Consider the following 15,117-nt stretch of genomic DNA (forward strand, 5'->3'; position numbering starts at 1 on the left):
GCACTCGATAGAAATGAGTGCTAATAAATAAAAGGCTTTCGAAGAGGTGATAAGATGGAATTAGATGAGCGTAAGGTGAAGATCCTGAAAGCCATTATTTCCAATTACCTGGAGACTGGGGAACCGGTAGGTTCCAGAACAATCTCAAAGTACACCGATCTGAACTTAAGTTCCGCTACAATCCGGAATGAGATGGCAGATCTGGAGGAAATGGGATACATTATTCAGCCACATACATCGGCAGGACGAATCCCGACAGATGCCGGATACCGGTTCTATGTCGATCAGCTGATGGACGAGAAAGAAGAATTTGCAGAGGTTGCAAAGCAGGAGCGTGACACACTGTTAGAACGGGTGGACCGCATGGAGGTGCTCTTGAAACAGGTTGCGAAGGTACTGGCATACAATACCAATTATGCAACGATGGTTACGGCACCAAATTATGAGAAAACAGTCAAGTTTATCCAGCTTTCTCTTGTAGATGAGAATACGCTTCTCGCAGTCATTGTGGTTGAGGGTAACATTATTAAGAATCAGATGATTCACATCAATGTGGACCTTGATAATGAAGATGTTCTGAAATTTAATATCTTATTGAATACCTTCTTACAGGGTGCAAGCTTAGAGGATATCAATCTGGAGATGATTCAGGCGATGAAGAAGCAGTCCGGAGGGTATGGTGAGATATTAGACCAGATCTTTCAGGGAATTGTGGAAGCGATACATGAGGCACAGGAACTTGAGGTTTATACCAGCGGTGCGACAAATATTCTGAAGTATCCGGAGCTTGGAGATATATCCAAGACGAGTGAATTGCTTGAGAAGCTCGAGGATAAGAACGAAGTATCCCATCTGCTGGAAGAGACAACCGGAAAGACGAACGAATCCGGAATTCAGGTATATATTGGAGATGAGACACCAAGCCTGAAAGATTGCTCTCTTGTTACAGCGACCTACCAGATGCCGGAAGGCGCAAAGGGAACAATTGGAATATTGGGACCGAAGAGAATGGATTATAAGAAGGTTGTCAGTACATTGAAGAACCTGACAATCGAACTCGATGAGATATTCAAGAAAGGCGAAGGGGTGAATGAGAATGGCCAATAAGACAAATGTAAATGCAAATAAAGAAGCGGAGACAGTCGAAGAAGTTAAGGCTGTGGATGATGCTCCGGTAACAGAAGGAACCGACGTGCAGGTGAACGAAGAAGAAACTGTTCCGGCAGAGAACAAGGAAGAAGCGGAGGCCGCAAAGCCAAAGCCGGTTTCAAAAGGAAACCGCAGGGGCAGCAAGGCTCTTCAGCTTGAGCTGGAGAAGGCAAAGGAGCTGGCAGCCGGCAACGAAGAGAAATATAAGCGCCTGCTGGCAGAGTTCGAGAACATGCGTCAGCGGAACGAGAAGGAATCCAAGAAGATGTATGATATCGGAGCCAAGGAAGTTTTAGAGAAGCTGCTTCCGGTAGTGGATAATCTGGAACGTGCCCTTTCCAGTATTCCGGAAGAGGATATGGACCGGGCATTTGAACAGGGTGTCGATAAGATTTACCGGCAGCTCATGGTATCACTTGAGGGACTTGGCGTAAAGCCGATGGATGCAGAAGGCAAGACATTTGATCCGGATTACCACAATGCGGTAACACATGTGGAAGATGAAAATTACGGAGAGAACGTTGTAGCCGAAGAGATGCAGAAAGGCTATATGTACAAGGATCAGGTATTGCGATACAGCATGGTAAAGGTTGCAAATTAACCTTTTACAATAAATCAATCAGCATATTTTAAGAGATAATAATTAGGAGGAAAAATATTATGGGTAAGATTATTGGTATTGACTTAGGTACAACAAATTCATGTGTAGCAGTTATGGAAGGTGGTAAGCCGGTTGTTATTACAAACGCCGAGGGTTCAAGAACAACACCATCTGTTGTTGCATTTACAAAGACCGGCGAGCGTGTCGTTGGTGATGCAGCAAAGCGTCAGGCAGTTACAAACGCAGATAAGACAATCGCTTCCATCAAGAGACATATGGGTAGCGATTACAAGGTAGACATCGATGGTAAGAAGTATTCTCCACAGGAGATTTCAGCTATGATTCTTTCTAAGCTGAAGAGAGATGCCGAGAGCTATATCGGTGAGCCGGTTACAGAAGCAGTTATCACAGTTCCTGCATACTTCACAGATGCACAGAGACAGGCAACAAAGGATGCAGGTAAGATCGCAGGTCTTGATGTAAAGCGTATCATCAACGAGCCTACAGCAGCAGCTCTTTCTTATGGTCTGGATAACGAAGAAGAGCAGAAGATCATGGTATACGACCTTGGTGGTGGTACATTTGATGTATCTATCATTGAGATTGGCGACGGTGTCATCGAGGTTCTTGCTACAGCCGGTGATAACAAGCTTGGTGGTGATGATTTCGATAACGCAATTACACAGTATATGCTCGAAGAGTTCAAGAAGGCTGAGGGCGTAGACCTTTCAACAGATAAGATGGCTATGCAGAGATTGAAGGAAGCAGCAGAGAAGGCAAAGAAAGAGCTTTCATCCGCTACAACAACAAACATCAACCTTCCATTCATCACAGCTACCCAGGACGGTCCAAAGCACTTTGATATGGATCTGACACGTGCGAAGTTTGATGAACTGACAGCACATCTGGTAGATAAGACAAGAGTTCCTGTACAGACAGCATTGAAGGATGCAGATCTGACAGCAGCAGAGCTTGATAAGGTACTTCTGGTCGGTGGTTCTACACGTATCATCGCTGTTCAGGATATGGTTAAGAAGCTGACAGGCAAGGATCCGTTCAAGGGTATCAACCCGGATGAGTGTGTTGCAATCGGTGCTTCTATTCAGGGTGGTAAGCTTGCAGGTGATGCAGGTGCCGGCGAGATCCTTCTGCTGGATGTTACACCACTTACACTTTCTATCGAGACAATGGGTGGTATCGCTACACACCTGATCGAGAGAAACACAACAATTCCTACAAACAAGAGCCAGATTTTCTCAACAGCCCAGGATAATCAGGATGCCGTTGATATCAACATCGTACAGGGTGAGCGTGAGTTCGCAAGAGATAACAAGAGCCTTGGTCGTTTCAGACTGGATGGTATCGCTCCTGCAAGACGTGGTGTTCCACAGATCGAGGTTACATTCGATATCGATGCAAATGGTATTGTAAACGTATCTGCAAAGGATCTTGGAACAGGTCGTGAGCAGCATATCACAATCACATCCGGAACATCCCTTTCCGATGAGGATATCGATAGAGCAGTGAAGGAAGCTGCTGAGTACGAGGCACAGGATAAGAAGCGTAAGGAAGCAATCGAAGTACGTAACGATGCAGATGCTATGGTATTCCAGACAGAGAGAGCACTTTCCGATGTAGGAGATAAGCTTTCTGCAACAGATAAGACAAAGGTAGAGGCTGATCTGAAGGCTTTGAAGGATATCATCGAGAGCACAGATCCGGATGCCATGACAGACTACGATGTAGAGAAGATCAAGGCTGGTAAGGAAACCTTGATGAACAGCGCACAGGAATTGTTCTCAAAGCTCTATGAGCAGAACGGTCCTGGTGCAAACGCTGGTACAGGCACAGGCACACCAGATTATTCAGACGATGTAGTGGATGGAGACTACAAGGAAGTCTAAGCGTTAAGACGGGGAGCAAGTTGATAAAAGCAGATTACGAATAATAAGGGTGAGTGCAGATGTCTGATAAAAGAGATTATTATGAAGTCCTCGGAGTCACGAAAGGTGTCTCCGAGGCGGATTTGAAAAAAGCTTACCGTAAGGTAGCGAAGAAATATCACCCGGACACAAACCCGGGAGACAAAGAAGCAGAAGAAAAGTTCAAAGAGGCTGCAGAGGCATATGCTGTACTGTCCGATCCTGAGAAGCGTGCAAAGTATGACCAGTATGGTCATGCTGCATTCGAGCAGGGCGGTGGTCCGGGCGGCTTCGGTGGATTTGATTTCTCAGATATGGGAGATATCTTCGGAGATATCTTCGGAGATATGTTCGGTGGCGGCAGCCGTCAGAGACAGTCCAATGGTCCGGTTAAGGGTGCGAACATCAAGACAACCGTACGTGTTAGTTTTACAGATGCTGTATTTGGTACACAGACAGAGCTGGAGCTTCCGTTGAAGGATGAATGTACGGTCTGTCATGGTACAGGAGCGCAGCCGGGACATCAGCCGGAGACTTGTAGCAAATGTGCCGGAAAAGGTCAGGTTGTCTATACCCAGCAGTCATTGTTCGGTATGGCAAGAACCGTATCCGTATGTCCGGATTGTGGCGGCTCCGGAAAGATTATCAAGTATAAGTGCAGCAACTGTGCAGGTTCTGGTTATGTAAAGAGTAAGAAGAAGATTCAGGTCGCTATTCCAGCAGGTATTGACAACGGTCAGAGTATCCGTATTCGTGCAAAGGGCGAGCCGGGTATCAACGGCGGTGAACGTGGAGACCTGCTTGTAACCGTGCTTGTCGACCGGGATCCTAGATTCCAGAGACAGGAGTATGATCTTTACTCTTCTGAGCCGATTACATTTACACAGGCAGCGCTGGGTGGTAAGATCACCGTTACAACGATTGACGGACCTTATGAATTGGAGATCAAGCCTGGTACACAGACAGATACAAAGGTAAAACTGAAGGGCAAGGGTGTTCCGACACTTCGTAACAAGACCGTACGTGGTGATCATTATATCACTCTGGTTGTTCAGGTACCGGATAAGCTGACAGAAGAGCAAAAATCGATTCTGAATCAGTATGCGAATACAACGGTCAATGCGCGTTCGTCTACGGATGCGGCATCGTCCGGTTCTTCGATTTTTGGTGATCATAAGAGAAAGAAAGGGTTCAAAAAAGGATTATAGGTAAGGTAAAATGATGTGGACAAAACTGACCATCGATACAACGGTGGAAGCTGTTGATCTCATCTCTGCATTCTTAGATGAAAAGGGTGTGGAAGGTGTGATGATAGAAGATCATGTGCCACTTACCGAGGAAGATAAGGCTGCTATGTTTGTGGATATCCCGCTTGTTGATGGCGAGGATGATGGAACCGCACAGGTTTCCTGCTACATAGATGACTCTTTCAATATAGAAACGTTAAGGGCGGATATAGCTGCAGAGCTTACCCGCCTTGAAGCGTTTATACCGGTAGGCAGCAAGAATATAACACTTTCAAATACAGAGGACAAAGACTGGATGAACAACTGGAAGCAGTTTTTCCATCCGATCCGTCTCTATGATGATATTGTGATTAAACCGACCTGGGAGACAGTTGAAGACGCGAAGCCGGATGACATCGTGATTGAGATTGATCCGGGTATTGCATTTGGAACGGGTTCCCATGAGACAACGAAGCTTTGCATCGGACAGTTAAAGAAATATTTAAAGCCGGGCGATACGGTGTTTGATGTCGGCTGTGGCAGTGGTATTTTATCCATGATCGCATCAAGGCTTGGAGCAGGCTTTGTACATGGTATGGATATTGATGAGCTTGCTGTACGGGCAAGTGAAGAAAATGCAAAGCTTAATCATATGAGTGAAGATAAGATTAAGTTTTCGTGTGGAAATCTTCTTGCGGATAATTATATTGGCAAGGGAACGACATTCCAGCTTGATCGTTCATCAATCAAAGAAACACAGCATCTGGAGGTAGATAGACAGTATGATATTGTTGTTGCCAATATTCTGGCAGATGTGATCGTGCCTCTCTCTGCGGTAATTGGACCGTATCTGAAACAGGATGGATATTTTATTACATCCGGAATTCTGGATGTGAAGGAAAAAGATGTCACAGATGCAATGACTGCGAATGGTTTTGAAGTTATCGATGTCGTGCATATGAACGACTGGGTATCTGTAATCGGAAGAAAGAAATAAAATGCGATTAATGGGGAGAACGCGGAATGATTGAAAGTCCGTCGAATCGTAGTATGAGTAACACCCGGTGTTTAAAACCGGGTGTTATTTTGAAAGAGCGATATAAAATTGAAGAAGTGATCGGTGCAGGTGGATTTGGAATCACGTATCGTGCATGGGATCCGCTTTTGCAGGCTTATGTTGCAATCAAAGAGTATTATCCGTCCGGGATTGCAACACGCAGTGTAGATTCTTCAAAAGTCTGTGTGCCGGTTGGAAATGAGAAGAAGGAATATCATCGTGGACTGGTCCGGTTTTTGAAGGAAGCACAGGATGTGGCACGATTTCAGGCAGAACCGAATATTGTCAGTATTTATGATTATCTGGAAGAAAATGATACTGCATATATGGTCATGGAATATCTGCATGGCTGTACGTTAAAGCGGTATGTACTTGACCATGGAGGCCGGTTGGACACGGATCATATCATACATATCTGTCTCTCGGTGCTGGATGCGCTTGCAATTGTTCATGCATCGGATATGATCCACCGGGATATCAGTCCGGAAAATATATTTATCTGTGAGGATCTTACGGTAAAACTGATTGATTTTGGCGCGGCAAAGCAGGTATATCTGGATGGAGAACAGACGATGTCGGTTGTATTAAAGCCGGGATATGCACCGCCGGAGCAGTACGCAAAGAAGGATAAACAGGGCCCGTGGACAGACATCTACGCACTTGGTGCCACACTTTATTTTGCAGCGACCGGAGAAAAGCCGGAGGAATCTTTCGGTCGTGCACTGGAGGATACGATAAAGCCTGTCTGTGTAGTGAATCCGGAGATTCCGATGTATTTATCAAAGGTGATCATGCAGGCAATGTCTGTAAAAATCGAGGATCGTTATCCGACCGTGGAGGCGATGCGGGAAGCTTTGCTTGATGGAGCCAATCAGGGGGAAGTGCGGAGTATTTATACAATTCCAAAATCCAGTATACCGAAACGATATTTGCAGACTGGAAAGAAGCTTCGGGGTATCGTATTGATTTTGATTCTTTTGATACTTGGTGGGACAATCTGGATGCTCCGGCTAAAAATACATCAACCGGAGAATGTAGCGGTAACGCCAACCGATGCATCGACAGAGGAAAAAATAGCAACACAGACAGATGGACAGATCAGTACATTGCCAGAGCCTGCGTCAGAGGCAGAACAAACGACCGGGAATTTGGATAATTCTATGGTAATGCATGTGCCAACAAAGGAAGAACTTGAGGAACAGCAAAAACTGGATACAATTTTGAATGTCACATCTTCGGAGACAGAACGTGTCAGTATTGATGCGTTTGAGTATATGGAGGATGGAAATCTTGGAGGTGTCATGGATTCTTCACAGATGGCAACAGATCCATATTATGGAGACTGCGCAAAGCTTCGATTAAAATATTATGACAGTCTTCTGGCAAATCCACCGCAGATGTCGGAAACATTCACATATTCATTTACTTTTGAAAAGTATGATTCGGAAACTGGAATTTATAAACCGATCTATGGTTTGGCTGGCATGGAGAGTACATGGGATTATGCAACATGGTTTACGCCGGAATTTCACTTTGATAAGGATGCGTTTACATTATATATTCCGCTTGCTTCAGATTTGGAGGATGGAAAATACAAATTATATTTTTCATATGAGGATCCGGACACCTATGAGGCATTGTTTCAGGTGACAATTGAATTCTGGTTGAACAGGGGTATTTCATAGTGAGGGTTTTACTTGATAGAAAAATATACTAATTAATACAAAAAACAGTATAAATATTACATTTTTTATTTGAAAAATGCATTTTTTGCTAAGATATCGCTAGTCAGTAATTGTAAAAGAATCGTAAATTATACCGGATATATAGCCAAATCAGCAGGATTTCGTTTTTGGGGTGTTTTTTATGATAATATTTACAAAATGAATATTTGGGACCGGGGAAGAGACGAACGATGAAAATAGGAATTTGTGATGAAAGCTGCGAAGTAAGGCGAAAACTACTTCTTGTATTAAGTGATCTTTATAAAGAAACACAGGGGATTTTATTTCGACCATATACACCGAATGAGATTATGATAGATATGGAAGAAATGGTTTTTGATTGTGAGATATTGATTATGAATACACAGTATCCAAATAGCGGAATGGATGGTGTGGCTCTTGCAAAACAGATTAATGGCGCGTTTCCTTTTTGTAAGATTATATATCTGACAGAAGATGAAAATGCAATTAAAGATGTATATGAGACAAATCATTGTTATTTTATAAGACGGAAAGATGCAGAACAGGTGTTGGGATTAGCAATGCAAAAAGCAATTGCATTGGTAAAACAGGATAAAAACCGGAAGTCCATGGAGATTATCTGTGAAGGACATCATGTATTCATTAATCGTCCGGATATTATATATATTGAGAAATGCGGAAGAACTATCAATATTGTTACACGTTATCGGGAATATATCTGTTATGAATCGCTTGCAGGGATCAGTAAGAATATTGGGGATAATATGATACGTGTGCATGGCGGGTATATCGTGAATCTGGCATATATCATCTATTTGGGTGTGGAGACGTTAGAGGTACAGAGTGGAAAGATCATTCCGATCGGCCGGACATATGATAAAGATGTAAGAAAAGCATATCAGGAATATTGGAAAAAATAAAGGAACATGATAAAATATAAATCGGGTACTCAGTACTCGATTTTTTGTTTATTGTGATGAGAAAATGCACGCATTTATGCGGTGCATTTGCAGACGCTGATCAGAGCGAGATGCGCAGAACGCATCTTGTCTCTGTGCAACGGGGATAGAAGAATGTTACGTATAGGAATTTGTGATGAAAATGCAGAGAATCGGGAATCGGTTCGCAAGATTTTGACGAAGGTGTTATTTTATAACGAGGAATTTTCCTGCATGGAATATGCGGATGCAGAGACACTGGAACAGGAACTGGAAAGGGAAACAGTTCCATTTAATTTATTGCTGCTCGAGATAACGTTTCAATCAAAAAATGGATTACAGCTGGCAAAGAAAATTCGACAAAAGAAGCTGGATGTGGATATTATTTTTGTGACAGAAGAAACGAAATACGTCTACGAAGGATATGATGTTCAGGCAATGGGCTATATATTAAAGAAGAATATGTCCGTGGATTTGCCTGTTTGTCTGCAACGTTATATGGCAGGGTACAGACAGGGGAAAATGCTCACAATAAAATCAGAGTCGGCATACCGGACGGTTTTGCTTGCGGATATCCAATATATTGAGAGTAATGGAAGACGTCTGTTGATTCATACAGACAGAGAGGAAATCCCTTTTTATGGGAAACTTGCAGATATTGAGGAACAGATCGGAAACTATGGCTTTTTGCGAATTCACCAAAGCTTTTTAGTCAGGAAATCAAAAATTGCCGGGCTGCAGGGATATGAGGTGTCAGTGGGAGAACGATGGCTTCCGGTAAGCCGGAGATATTACCGGAAAGTGCAGGAGCTGTTCTGTCCGGAATCTGGAAATTTATTTCAAAGACAGGATGCAGATCAGACAGTGACACGCAGTGTGGCATTGCATATGGATGATAACGGTGCGGTAATTGGAACAAAAGGGGAATTGCTTGGCGTAATATATCGTATGAAAAAAGGAGAACATTTATATCTGGGCAGGGATTTATCTATCTGTCAGATCGGCATGACGAAATCTACGGTAAGCCGGAAACATTGTGTGATCCAGCGTTTGGAAAACGGGAATTATGAGATTGAGGATTGTTCAAAGAACGGTGTGTATGTAGAAGGAACACGAATCGGAAAGGGAAATAAGAAAGAAGCATATGCGGGGAATCGCGTCTGGATCTGTGATGCATCACAGGAGCTTCGATTGGGATAAGGAAAACAGGTATGATTATAAAATGTGACAAGGGTAAGCATTATTACGAGAATGACAAATACACACGGTGTCCATTGTGCATAGAAGCAGAACGGATTGCAGAAACAAAGGTAAAATTTTCAGAAGAAACAGAAAAGCAGACAGCCTGTTTGACGGAGACACAATAATCAAAAAGAAAAAAATCTTTAAAAACCGTGGCAGATGCGGTATGATAGGGAACGTGATACCGAAAAGGAGGTAGACGGAAATGCCAAGATTTTATGTGGAAGGCTGCAGAGATGCACAGACAGGCATTACAATTACCGGTGAAGATGTCAATCATATAAAAAACGTACTTCGCCTGTCTATTGGCGACAGCATCACTATATGTGATGGAGATGGAAAGGAATATGTGTGCCAGATAGCAGAGCTGGATAAAGAGCATGTATATGCGGAAATTGTTGATATTAATCAGAACGCGGCGGAACTTCCATGTAAGATTACGTTGTTTCAGGGAATGCCAAAGTCCGACAAAATGGAATTCATTATACAGAAAGCCGTGGAGCTCGGGGCTGCGCAGATTGCCCCTGTGATGATGAAACGAACGGTAGTGAAGCTGGAGGAAAAGAAAAAAGACAAAAAAAGAGAACGCTATCAGATGATTGCGGAATCCGCAGCAAAACAATCGGGACGTGGTGTGATTCCAGAAATTTTGGATTTTATGACATATGGAGAGGCTTTGCAGTATGCAAAAACATTTGATGCGTTGTTGGTTCCGTATGAAAGTGCAGAAGGAATCACGTATGCAAGAACGGTGATTGCACAGGCGGCAGAGCTTCCGGAGGGTTCTAAGATCGGGATTTTTATAGGTCCGGAGGGTGGATTTGCCAAGGAAGAAATTGATGCAGCAAAGGAAGCCGGCGCGAAGATTCTGACACTCGGAAACCGGATTTTACGTACAGAGACTGCTGGACTTGCAATTTTGTCCATTTTGATGTTTCAGATGGAGCAGTAGAGATATAAGAAATTTTTATAGCATAGATTGATAGAAGGAAAAAATATGGAATGTTATTTTGATAATGCAGCAACAACAGCTGTGTTTCCAGAGGTAAAGGAACTGATGATGACATTGCTGGACGTGGATTATGGAAATCCATCGTCCCAGCACAAGAAAGGATTGACGGCGAAAGACTATGAGCGCACTGCGACCGAACAGGTAGCAAAGACACTCAAATGTCAGCCGAAGGAGATCGTATTTACATCTGGCGGTACAGAGGCGAATAACCTCGCTTTGATTGGTGCAGCTCTGGCACATCGCCGTGCTGGGAAGCATATTATCACGACACCAATCGAACATGCATCGGTTCTTTCCACGGTGGAGTTTTTGCATAAGGAAGGCTTTGAGGTAAGCTTCCTGGAAGTTGGTTCGGATGGAAAGGTTGATCTGGACAGCCTGTCGAAGCTCCTGCGGGACGATACGATACTCGTCAGCTGCATGTATGTAAATAATGAGATCGGAAGCATCCAGCCGGTCGAGGAACTGGTAAAGCTTGTGAAGGCACACAATCCGCAGACACTTGTGCATGTGGATGCAGTGCAGGCGTATGGTAAATTAAAATTCACACCGAAGCAGCTTGGCGTAGATCTGCTTTCGGTGAGCGGTCATAAGATCCACGGACCGAAGGGCAGCGGGGCGCTGTATATCAAGGATAAGACGTTGATCCGTCCGATCATTTATGGAGGCGGGCAGCAGAATTTCATGCGTTCCGGTACGGAGAACCTGCCGGGTATCGCAGGTATGGGACTTGCCGCAGAGATGATCTATACGGATCATGAAGCGAAGATGCAGCATATACGAGAAGTACGCGATTATCTTGTATCGGAAGTAACGAAGATCGAGGGAGTCTATGATCATTCGGGTGAGGCACCACATATTGCGAGTATCAGCTTTGAGGGCGTACGGGCAGCGGTATTGATGCGTGCAATCGGTGACAAGGGAATCTATGTATCAGCAGGTTCGGCGTGCTCCTCAAATAAACCACAGGTAAGCCATGTTCTGACGGCAATCGGACTGTCACAGGAACAGTTAGAATCGACACTCCGGTTCAGCTTCTGTGAATGGAACACGAAGGAAGAAGTAGATTATTGTGTGTCAGTGTTAAAGGAGACACTTCCAATGTTGCGACGTTATACAAGAAAGAAATAATTGCTATTCCATGCTGGTTCTGCTATAGTGGAGCGATGGAAGACAGCAATAGAGTATAAGAAATGAGGATTATAAATGCAGTATAAGATGTTTTTAATCAAATATGCGGAGATTGGTACCAAGGGAAAGAACCGGTACGTCTTCGAGGAAATCATGTGCAAGCGTATGCGTGCACGTTTAAAACCGCTTGGAAAGTTTGAAGTGCGCCGGGAATATGGACGTATTTTTGTGGAAGCATTTTCGGACTATGATTACGAGGATGTCATGAAGGTGCTCACAACGATCTTTGGTATTGTCGGCGTCTGCCCGGTCAAGGTCGTGGAGGAGTTAAGCTATGAGGCAATCTCTGCGGCAGTGGTTGCACATGTGGCAGAGGAGTATCATGACAAGCATTTTACATTCAAGGTAAATGCAAGAAGAAATAATAAGACATTTCCAAAGACTTCGATGGAGTTAAACTGCGATCTTGGAGCCGATCTGTTAGATGCTTATCCAGATATGACGGTCGACATTCATAAGCCGGATGTATTTATCAATGTGGAAGTGAGAAATGTCACATATATTTATTCCCAGATCATTCCGGGACCGGGCGGACTTCCGGTCGGCACGAATGGAAAGGGCATGACGCTTCTTTCCGGTGGTATCGACAGCCCGGTTGCGGCATATATGATCGCCAAGCGTGGTGTGGAGATTGAAGCGGTGTATTTTCATGCACCACCATTTACAAGCGAGCAGGCGCGGACGAAGGTAATTGATCTTGCGAAGATTGTGTCGAAGTATTCAGGCGTGATCAAACTCCATGTGGTACCGTTTACCGATGTGCAGCTTGCTATCTACGACAATTGTCCACATGATGAACTGACGATCATCATGAAGCGGATTATGTATCAGATTGCGCAGGAGATTGCATTGAAAGAAGACTGCCAGTGTCTGATTACCGGAGAGAGTATCGGACAGGTATCGAGCCAGACGACACAGAGTCTGCTTGTGATTGACAGTGCAATCGACAAGCTTCCGGTATTCCGCCCATGTATTGGTATGGATAAGCAGGAAATCATTGATATCTCAGAAAAGATCGGAACGTATGAGACTTCCATTCTTCCATATGAGGATTGCTGTACAACCTTTGTGGCACAGCATCCAGTGACAAAGCCGAAGATGGAACAGATTTTAGAGTCTGAGAAGGCACTTGTCGGAAAGGTCGAGAGTCTGATTGCAAAGGCAATCGAAGATGTAGAAATTGTATATTGCCGTTAATATTGTAAGTGGATGAATAAGACAGGAAGTGAGCAACGTGGAAAAAAGTAAAAAGGGAATTGTCTGCATTGTGTTATCTGCATTTTGCTTTTCTCTTATGAGCTTATTTATCCGGTTAGCCGGAGATGTGCCGACGATGCAGAAATGCTTCTTCCGGAATCTGGTGGCGATGCTTATAGCAATCACTGCGTTAGTAAAGGCACATCAGCCGTTTCGGATTGGAAAGGGTAATCTGAAGTATCTGCTGTGCCGTGCCATCGGTGGCACGTGTGGATTGATCTGTAATTTTTATGCGATTGACCACATTTCGATATCAGATGCTTCGATGCTTAATAAATTATCCCCGTTTTTTGCAATTATCTGTTCGTTCTTCGTGCTGAAGGAGGTAGCAAGTAAGCTGGACTGGGTGACGGTGGCAGCTGCATTTGTCGGAATGCTGCTTGTGGTAAAACCGACGATGAGTATGGAAGTTGTTCCGGCGCTGATCGGTGCACTCGGAGGATTTGGTGCGGGTTTTGCGTATACGTTTGTGAGAAAGCTTGGACAACGTGGAGAAAATAGTATGATTATCGTATTGTTTTTCTCCGCCTTTTCCTGTGTTGTGACACTGCCGTTTTTTGTATTTCATTATCAGCCCATGAGTGGACTTCAGTGGCTGTTTCTGATTTGTACAGGAGTTTCGGCAGCGGGAGGCCAGATTTTTATCACAAAGGCATATTCCTATGCGCCGGCAAAAGAGATTTCGGTCTATGATTTCTCTATCGTGCTTTTTACCGCGCTATGGGGATTTTTATTCTTAGACCAGATTCCTGATTATCTGAGCGTGATTGGGTATGTGGTGATCATTGGAACGTCTGTGGTGAAGTGGTATATTACGATTGAACGGCCACACAGACAGGAAATGCACAGAGAACATGAGAGAAACGGTTAATAGTATAGATAACAGTCAGAGGAAGAATATGAACGAAGCAACGGAGCTGTCAGCCTGCACACTTTGCCCGCGGAATTGTAAGAAAAACCGTGCAGACGGCGAGATTGGTGTCTGTGGAGAGTCTGCAGCCATGCGGATCGGACGGGCGGCACTGCATATGTGGGAGGAACCGTGTATTTCCGGAGAGAAAGGCTCCGGTGCGGTATTTTTTACCGGATGCCCGCTTCACTGCGTGTATTGTCAGAATTATGCAATCTCGGATGGTGGCACAGGAAAACCGATTACGGTGGAGATGCTTGTGCAGATATTTTATGATTTAGAAGCACAGGGCGCAGCGAATATCAATCTTGTGACTGCCGATCATTTTATCCCGCAGGTGGCGCAAGCGATCCGGCAGGCAAAGGAGCAGGGCTTTTCCTTGCCATTTATCTATAATACAAGCAGTTATGTGCAGGTGGAAGCCCTGCGCATGTTAGATGGGCTGGTGGATGTCTATCTGCCGGACATGAAATATATGGATGCGGATACGGCAGCGAGGTATTCCCATGCACCGGATTATCCGGAGGTAGCGAAGGCTGCGATTGCAGAGATGGTGCGCCAGTGTGGCAAAGTCGTCTTTGGTACTGAGGATGCGTATATCCTGCGGGGCGTAATCGTACGCCATATGTTACTGCCAAAGCATCTGTTAGAAGCAGAGAAGATTGTACGATATCTTTATGAGACATATGGAAATCATATCTACATCAGTATGATGAGTCAATATACGCCGGTTGGTGATATCGGAGCAAGGTTTCCGGAGCTTGCTGATAAAGTCCGTCGGAAATCGTATCGCAAGCTGCTCGATTATGCAGTGAACTTAGGTGTGGAGCAGGCGTTTTATCAAGAGGGAGAAGTGGCAAAGGAAAGCTTCATCCCCGAATTTTATAAGGAATAACAGGAGAGACA

14 protein-coding genes are annotated in these 15,117 nt (G+C 44.3%); all 14 read left to right on the forward strand.

Features of this window, described 5'->3' with window-relative positions; all coding sequences use genetic code 11:
- The first annotated feature begins 54 nt into the window (after positions 1-54).
- The 14 genes from hrcA to ACZQK9_RS01330 all read left to right on the forward strand — a co-directional run bounded on the left by hrcA (position 55) and on the right by ACZQK9_RS01330 (position 15,106).
- Positions 55-1,107, forward strand: a complete 1,053-nt coding sequence (gene hrcA / locus ACZQK9_RS01265; RefSeq protein ID WP_177983433.1) for a heat-inducible transcriptional repressor HrcA — start codon at positions 55-57, stop codon at positions 1,105-1,107.
- A complete protein-coding gene (gene grpE / locus ACZQK9_RS01270) occupies positions 1,097-1,750 on the forward strand; it encodes a nucleotide exchange factor GrpE (RefSeq protein WP_253292154.1) in 654 nt (217 codons plus the stop codon). Before hrcA ends, grpE begins: the two co-directional genes overlap by 11 nt.
- Before the next feature lie 59 nt (positions 1,751-1,809).
- Positions 1,810-3,654 carry a molecular chaperone DnaK gene (gene dnaK, locus ACZQK9_RS01275; protein WP_021984331.1) on the forward strand — a complete coding sequence of 615 codons (1,845 nt, stop codon included), beginning with the start codon at positions 1,810-1,812 and terminating at the stop codon, positions 3,652-3,654.
- Between the two features lie 59 nt (positions 3,655-3,713).
- The gene (gene dnaJ / locus ACZQK9_RS01280; protein ID WP_021984332.1) at positions 3,714-4,880 is read left to right on the forward strand and encodes a molecular chaperone DnaJ; all 1,167 of its coding nucleotides are present in this window, start codon (positions 3,714-3,716) and stop codon (positions 4,878-4,880) included.
- Positions 4,881-4,890: 10 nt separating this feature from the next.
- Positions 4,891-5,895 carry a 50S ribosomal protein L11 methyltransferase gene (prmA, locus tag ACZQK9_RS01285; RefSeq protein WP_483269368.1) on the forward strand — a complete coding sequence of 335 codons (1,005 nt, stop codon included), beginning with the start codon at positions 4,891-4,893 and terminating at the stop codon, positions 5,893-5,895.
- Between the two features lie 26 nt (positions 5,896-5,921).
- Positions 5,922-7,640, forward strand: a complete 1,719-nt coding sequence (locus ACZQK9_RS01290; RefSeq protein ID WP_483269369.1) for a serine/threonine protein kinase — start codon at positions 5,922-5,924, stop codon at positions 7,638-7,640.
- Between the two features lie 230 nt (positions 7,641-7,870).
- Positions 7,871-8,581 carry a LytR/AlgR family response regulator transcription factor gene (locus tag ACZQK9_RS01295; RefSeq protein ID WP_483269370.1) on the forward strand — a complete coding sequence of 237 codons (711 nt, stop codon included), beginning with the start codon at positions 7,871-7,873 and terminating at the stop codon, positions 8,579-8,581.
- A 153-nt stretch (positions 8,582-8,734) separates the two neighbouring features.
- Positions 8,735-9,799 carry a LytTR family transcriptional regulator DNA-binding domain-containing protein gene (locus tag ACZQK9_RS01300; protein WP_216506867.1) on the forward strand — a complete coding sequence of 355 codons (1,065 nt, stop codon included), beginning with the start codon at positions 8,735-8,737 and terminating at the stop codon, positions 9,797-9,799.
- A gap of 11 nt (positions 9,800-9,810) precedes the next feature.
- Positions 9,811-9,966 (forward strand): hypothetical protein, encoded by a 156-nt coding sequence (locus ACZQK9_RS01305; protein ID WP_178016633.1) that lies wholly within the window; start codon positions 9,811-9,813, stop codon positions 9,964-9,966.
- A gap of 80 nt (positions 9,967-10,046) precedes the next feature.
- Positions 10,047-10,793 carry a 16S rRNA (uracil(1498)-N(3))-methyltransferase gene (locus ACZQK9_RS01310; RefSeq protein WP_216506865.1) on the forward strand — a complete coding sequence of 249 codons (747 nt, stop codon included), beginning with the start codon at positions 10,047-10,049 and terminating at the stop codon, positions 10,791-10,793.
- Between the two features lie 45 nt (positions 10,794-10,838).
- Complete coding sequence (locus ACZQK9_RS01315) at positions 10,839-11,984, forward strand: cysteine desulfurase family protein (protein ID WP_483269371.1); 1,146 nt, start codon at positions 10,839-10,841, stop codon at positions 11,982-11,984.
- Between the two features lie 75 nt (positions 11,985-12,059).
- Positions 12,060-13,241 (forward strand): tRNA uracil 4-sulfurtransferase ThiI, encoded by a 1,182-nt coding sequence (gene thiI / locus ACZQK9_RS01320; RefSeq protein ID WP_178016636.1) that lies wholly within the window; start codon positions 12,060-12,062, stop codon positions 13,239-13,241.
- 37 nt (positions 13,242-13,278) lie between these two features.
- Positions 13,279-14,172, forward strand: a complete 894-nt coding sequence (locus ACZQK9_RS01325) for a DMT family transporter (protein ID WP_483269372.1) — start codon at positions 13,279-13,281, stop codon at positions 14,170-14,172.
- Positions 14,173-14,200: 28 nt separating this feature from the next.
- On the forward strand, positions 14,201-15,106 hold the full coding sequence (locus ACZQK9_RS01330) for a radical SAM protein (protein WP_483269373.1): 906 nt from the start codon (positions 14,201-14,203) through the stop codon (positions 15,104-15,106).
- Positions 15,107-15,117 lie beyond the last annotated feature (11 nt).

The sequence above is a fragment of the Wujia sp. genome, assembly GCF_056872695.1.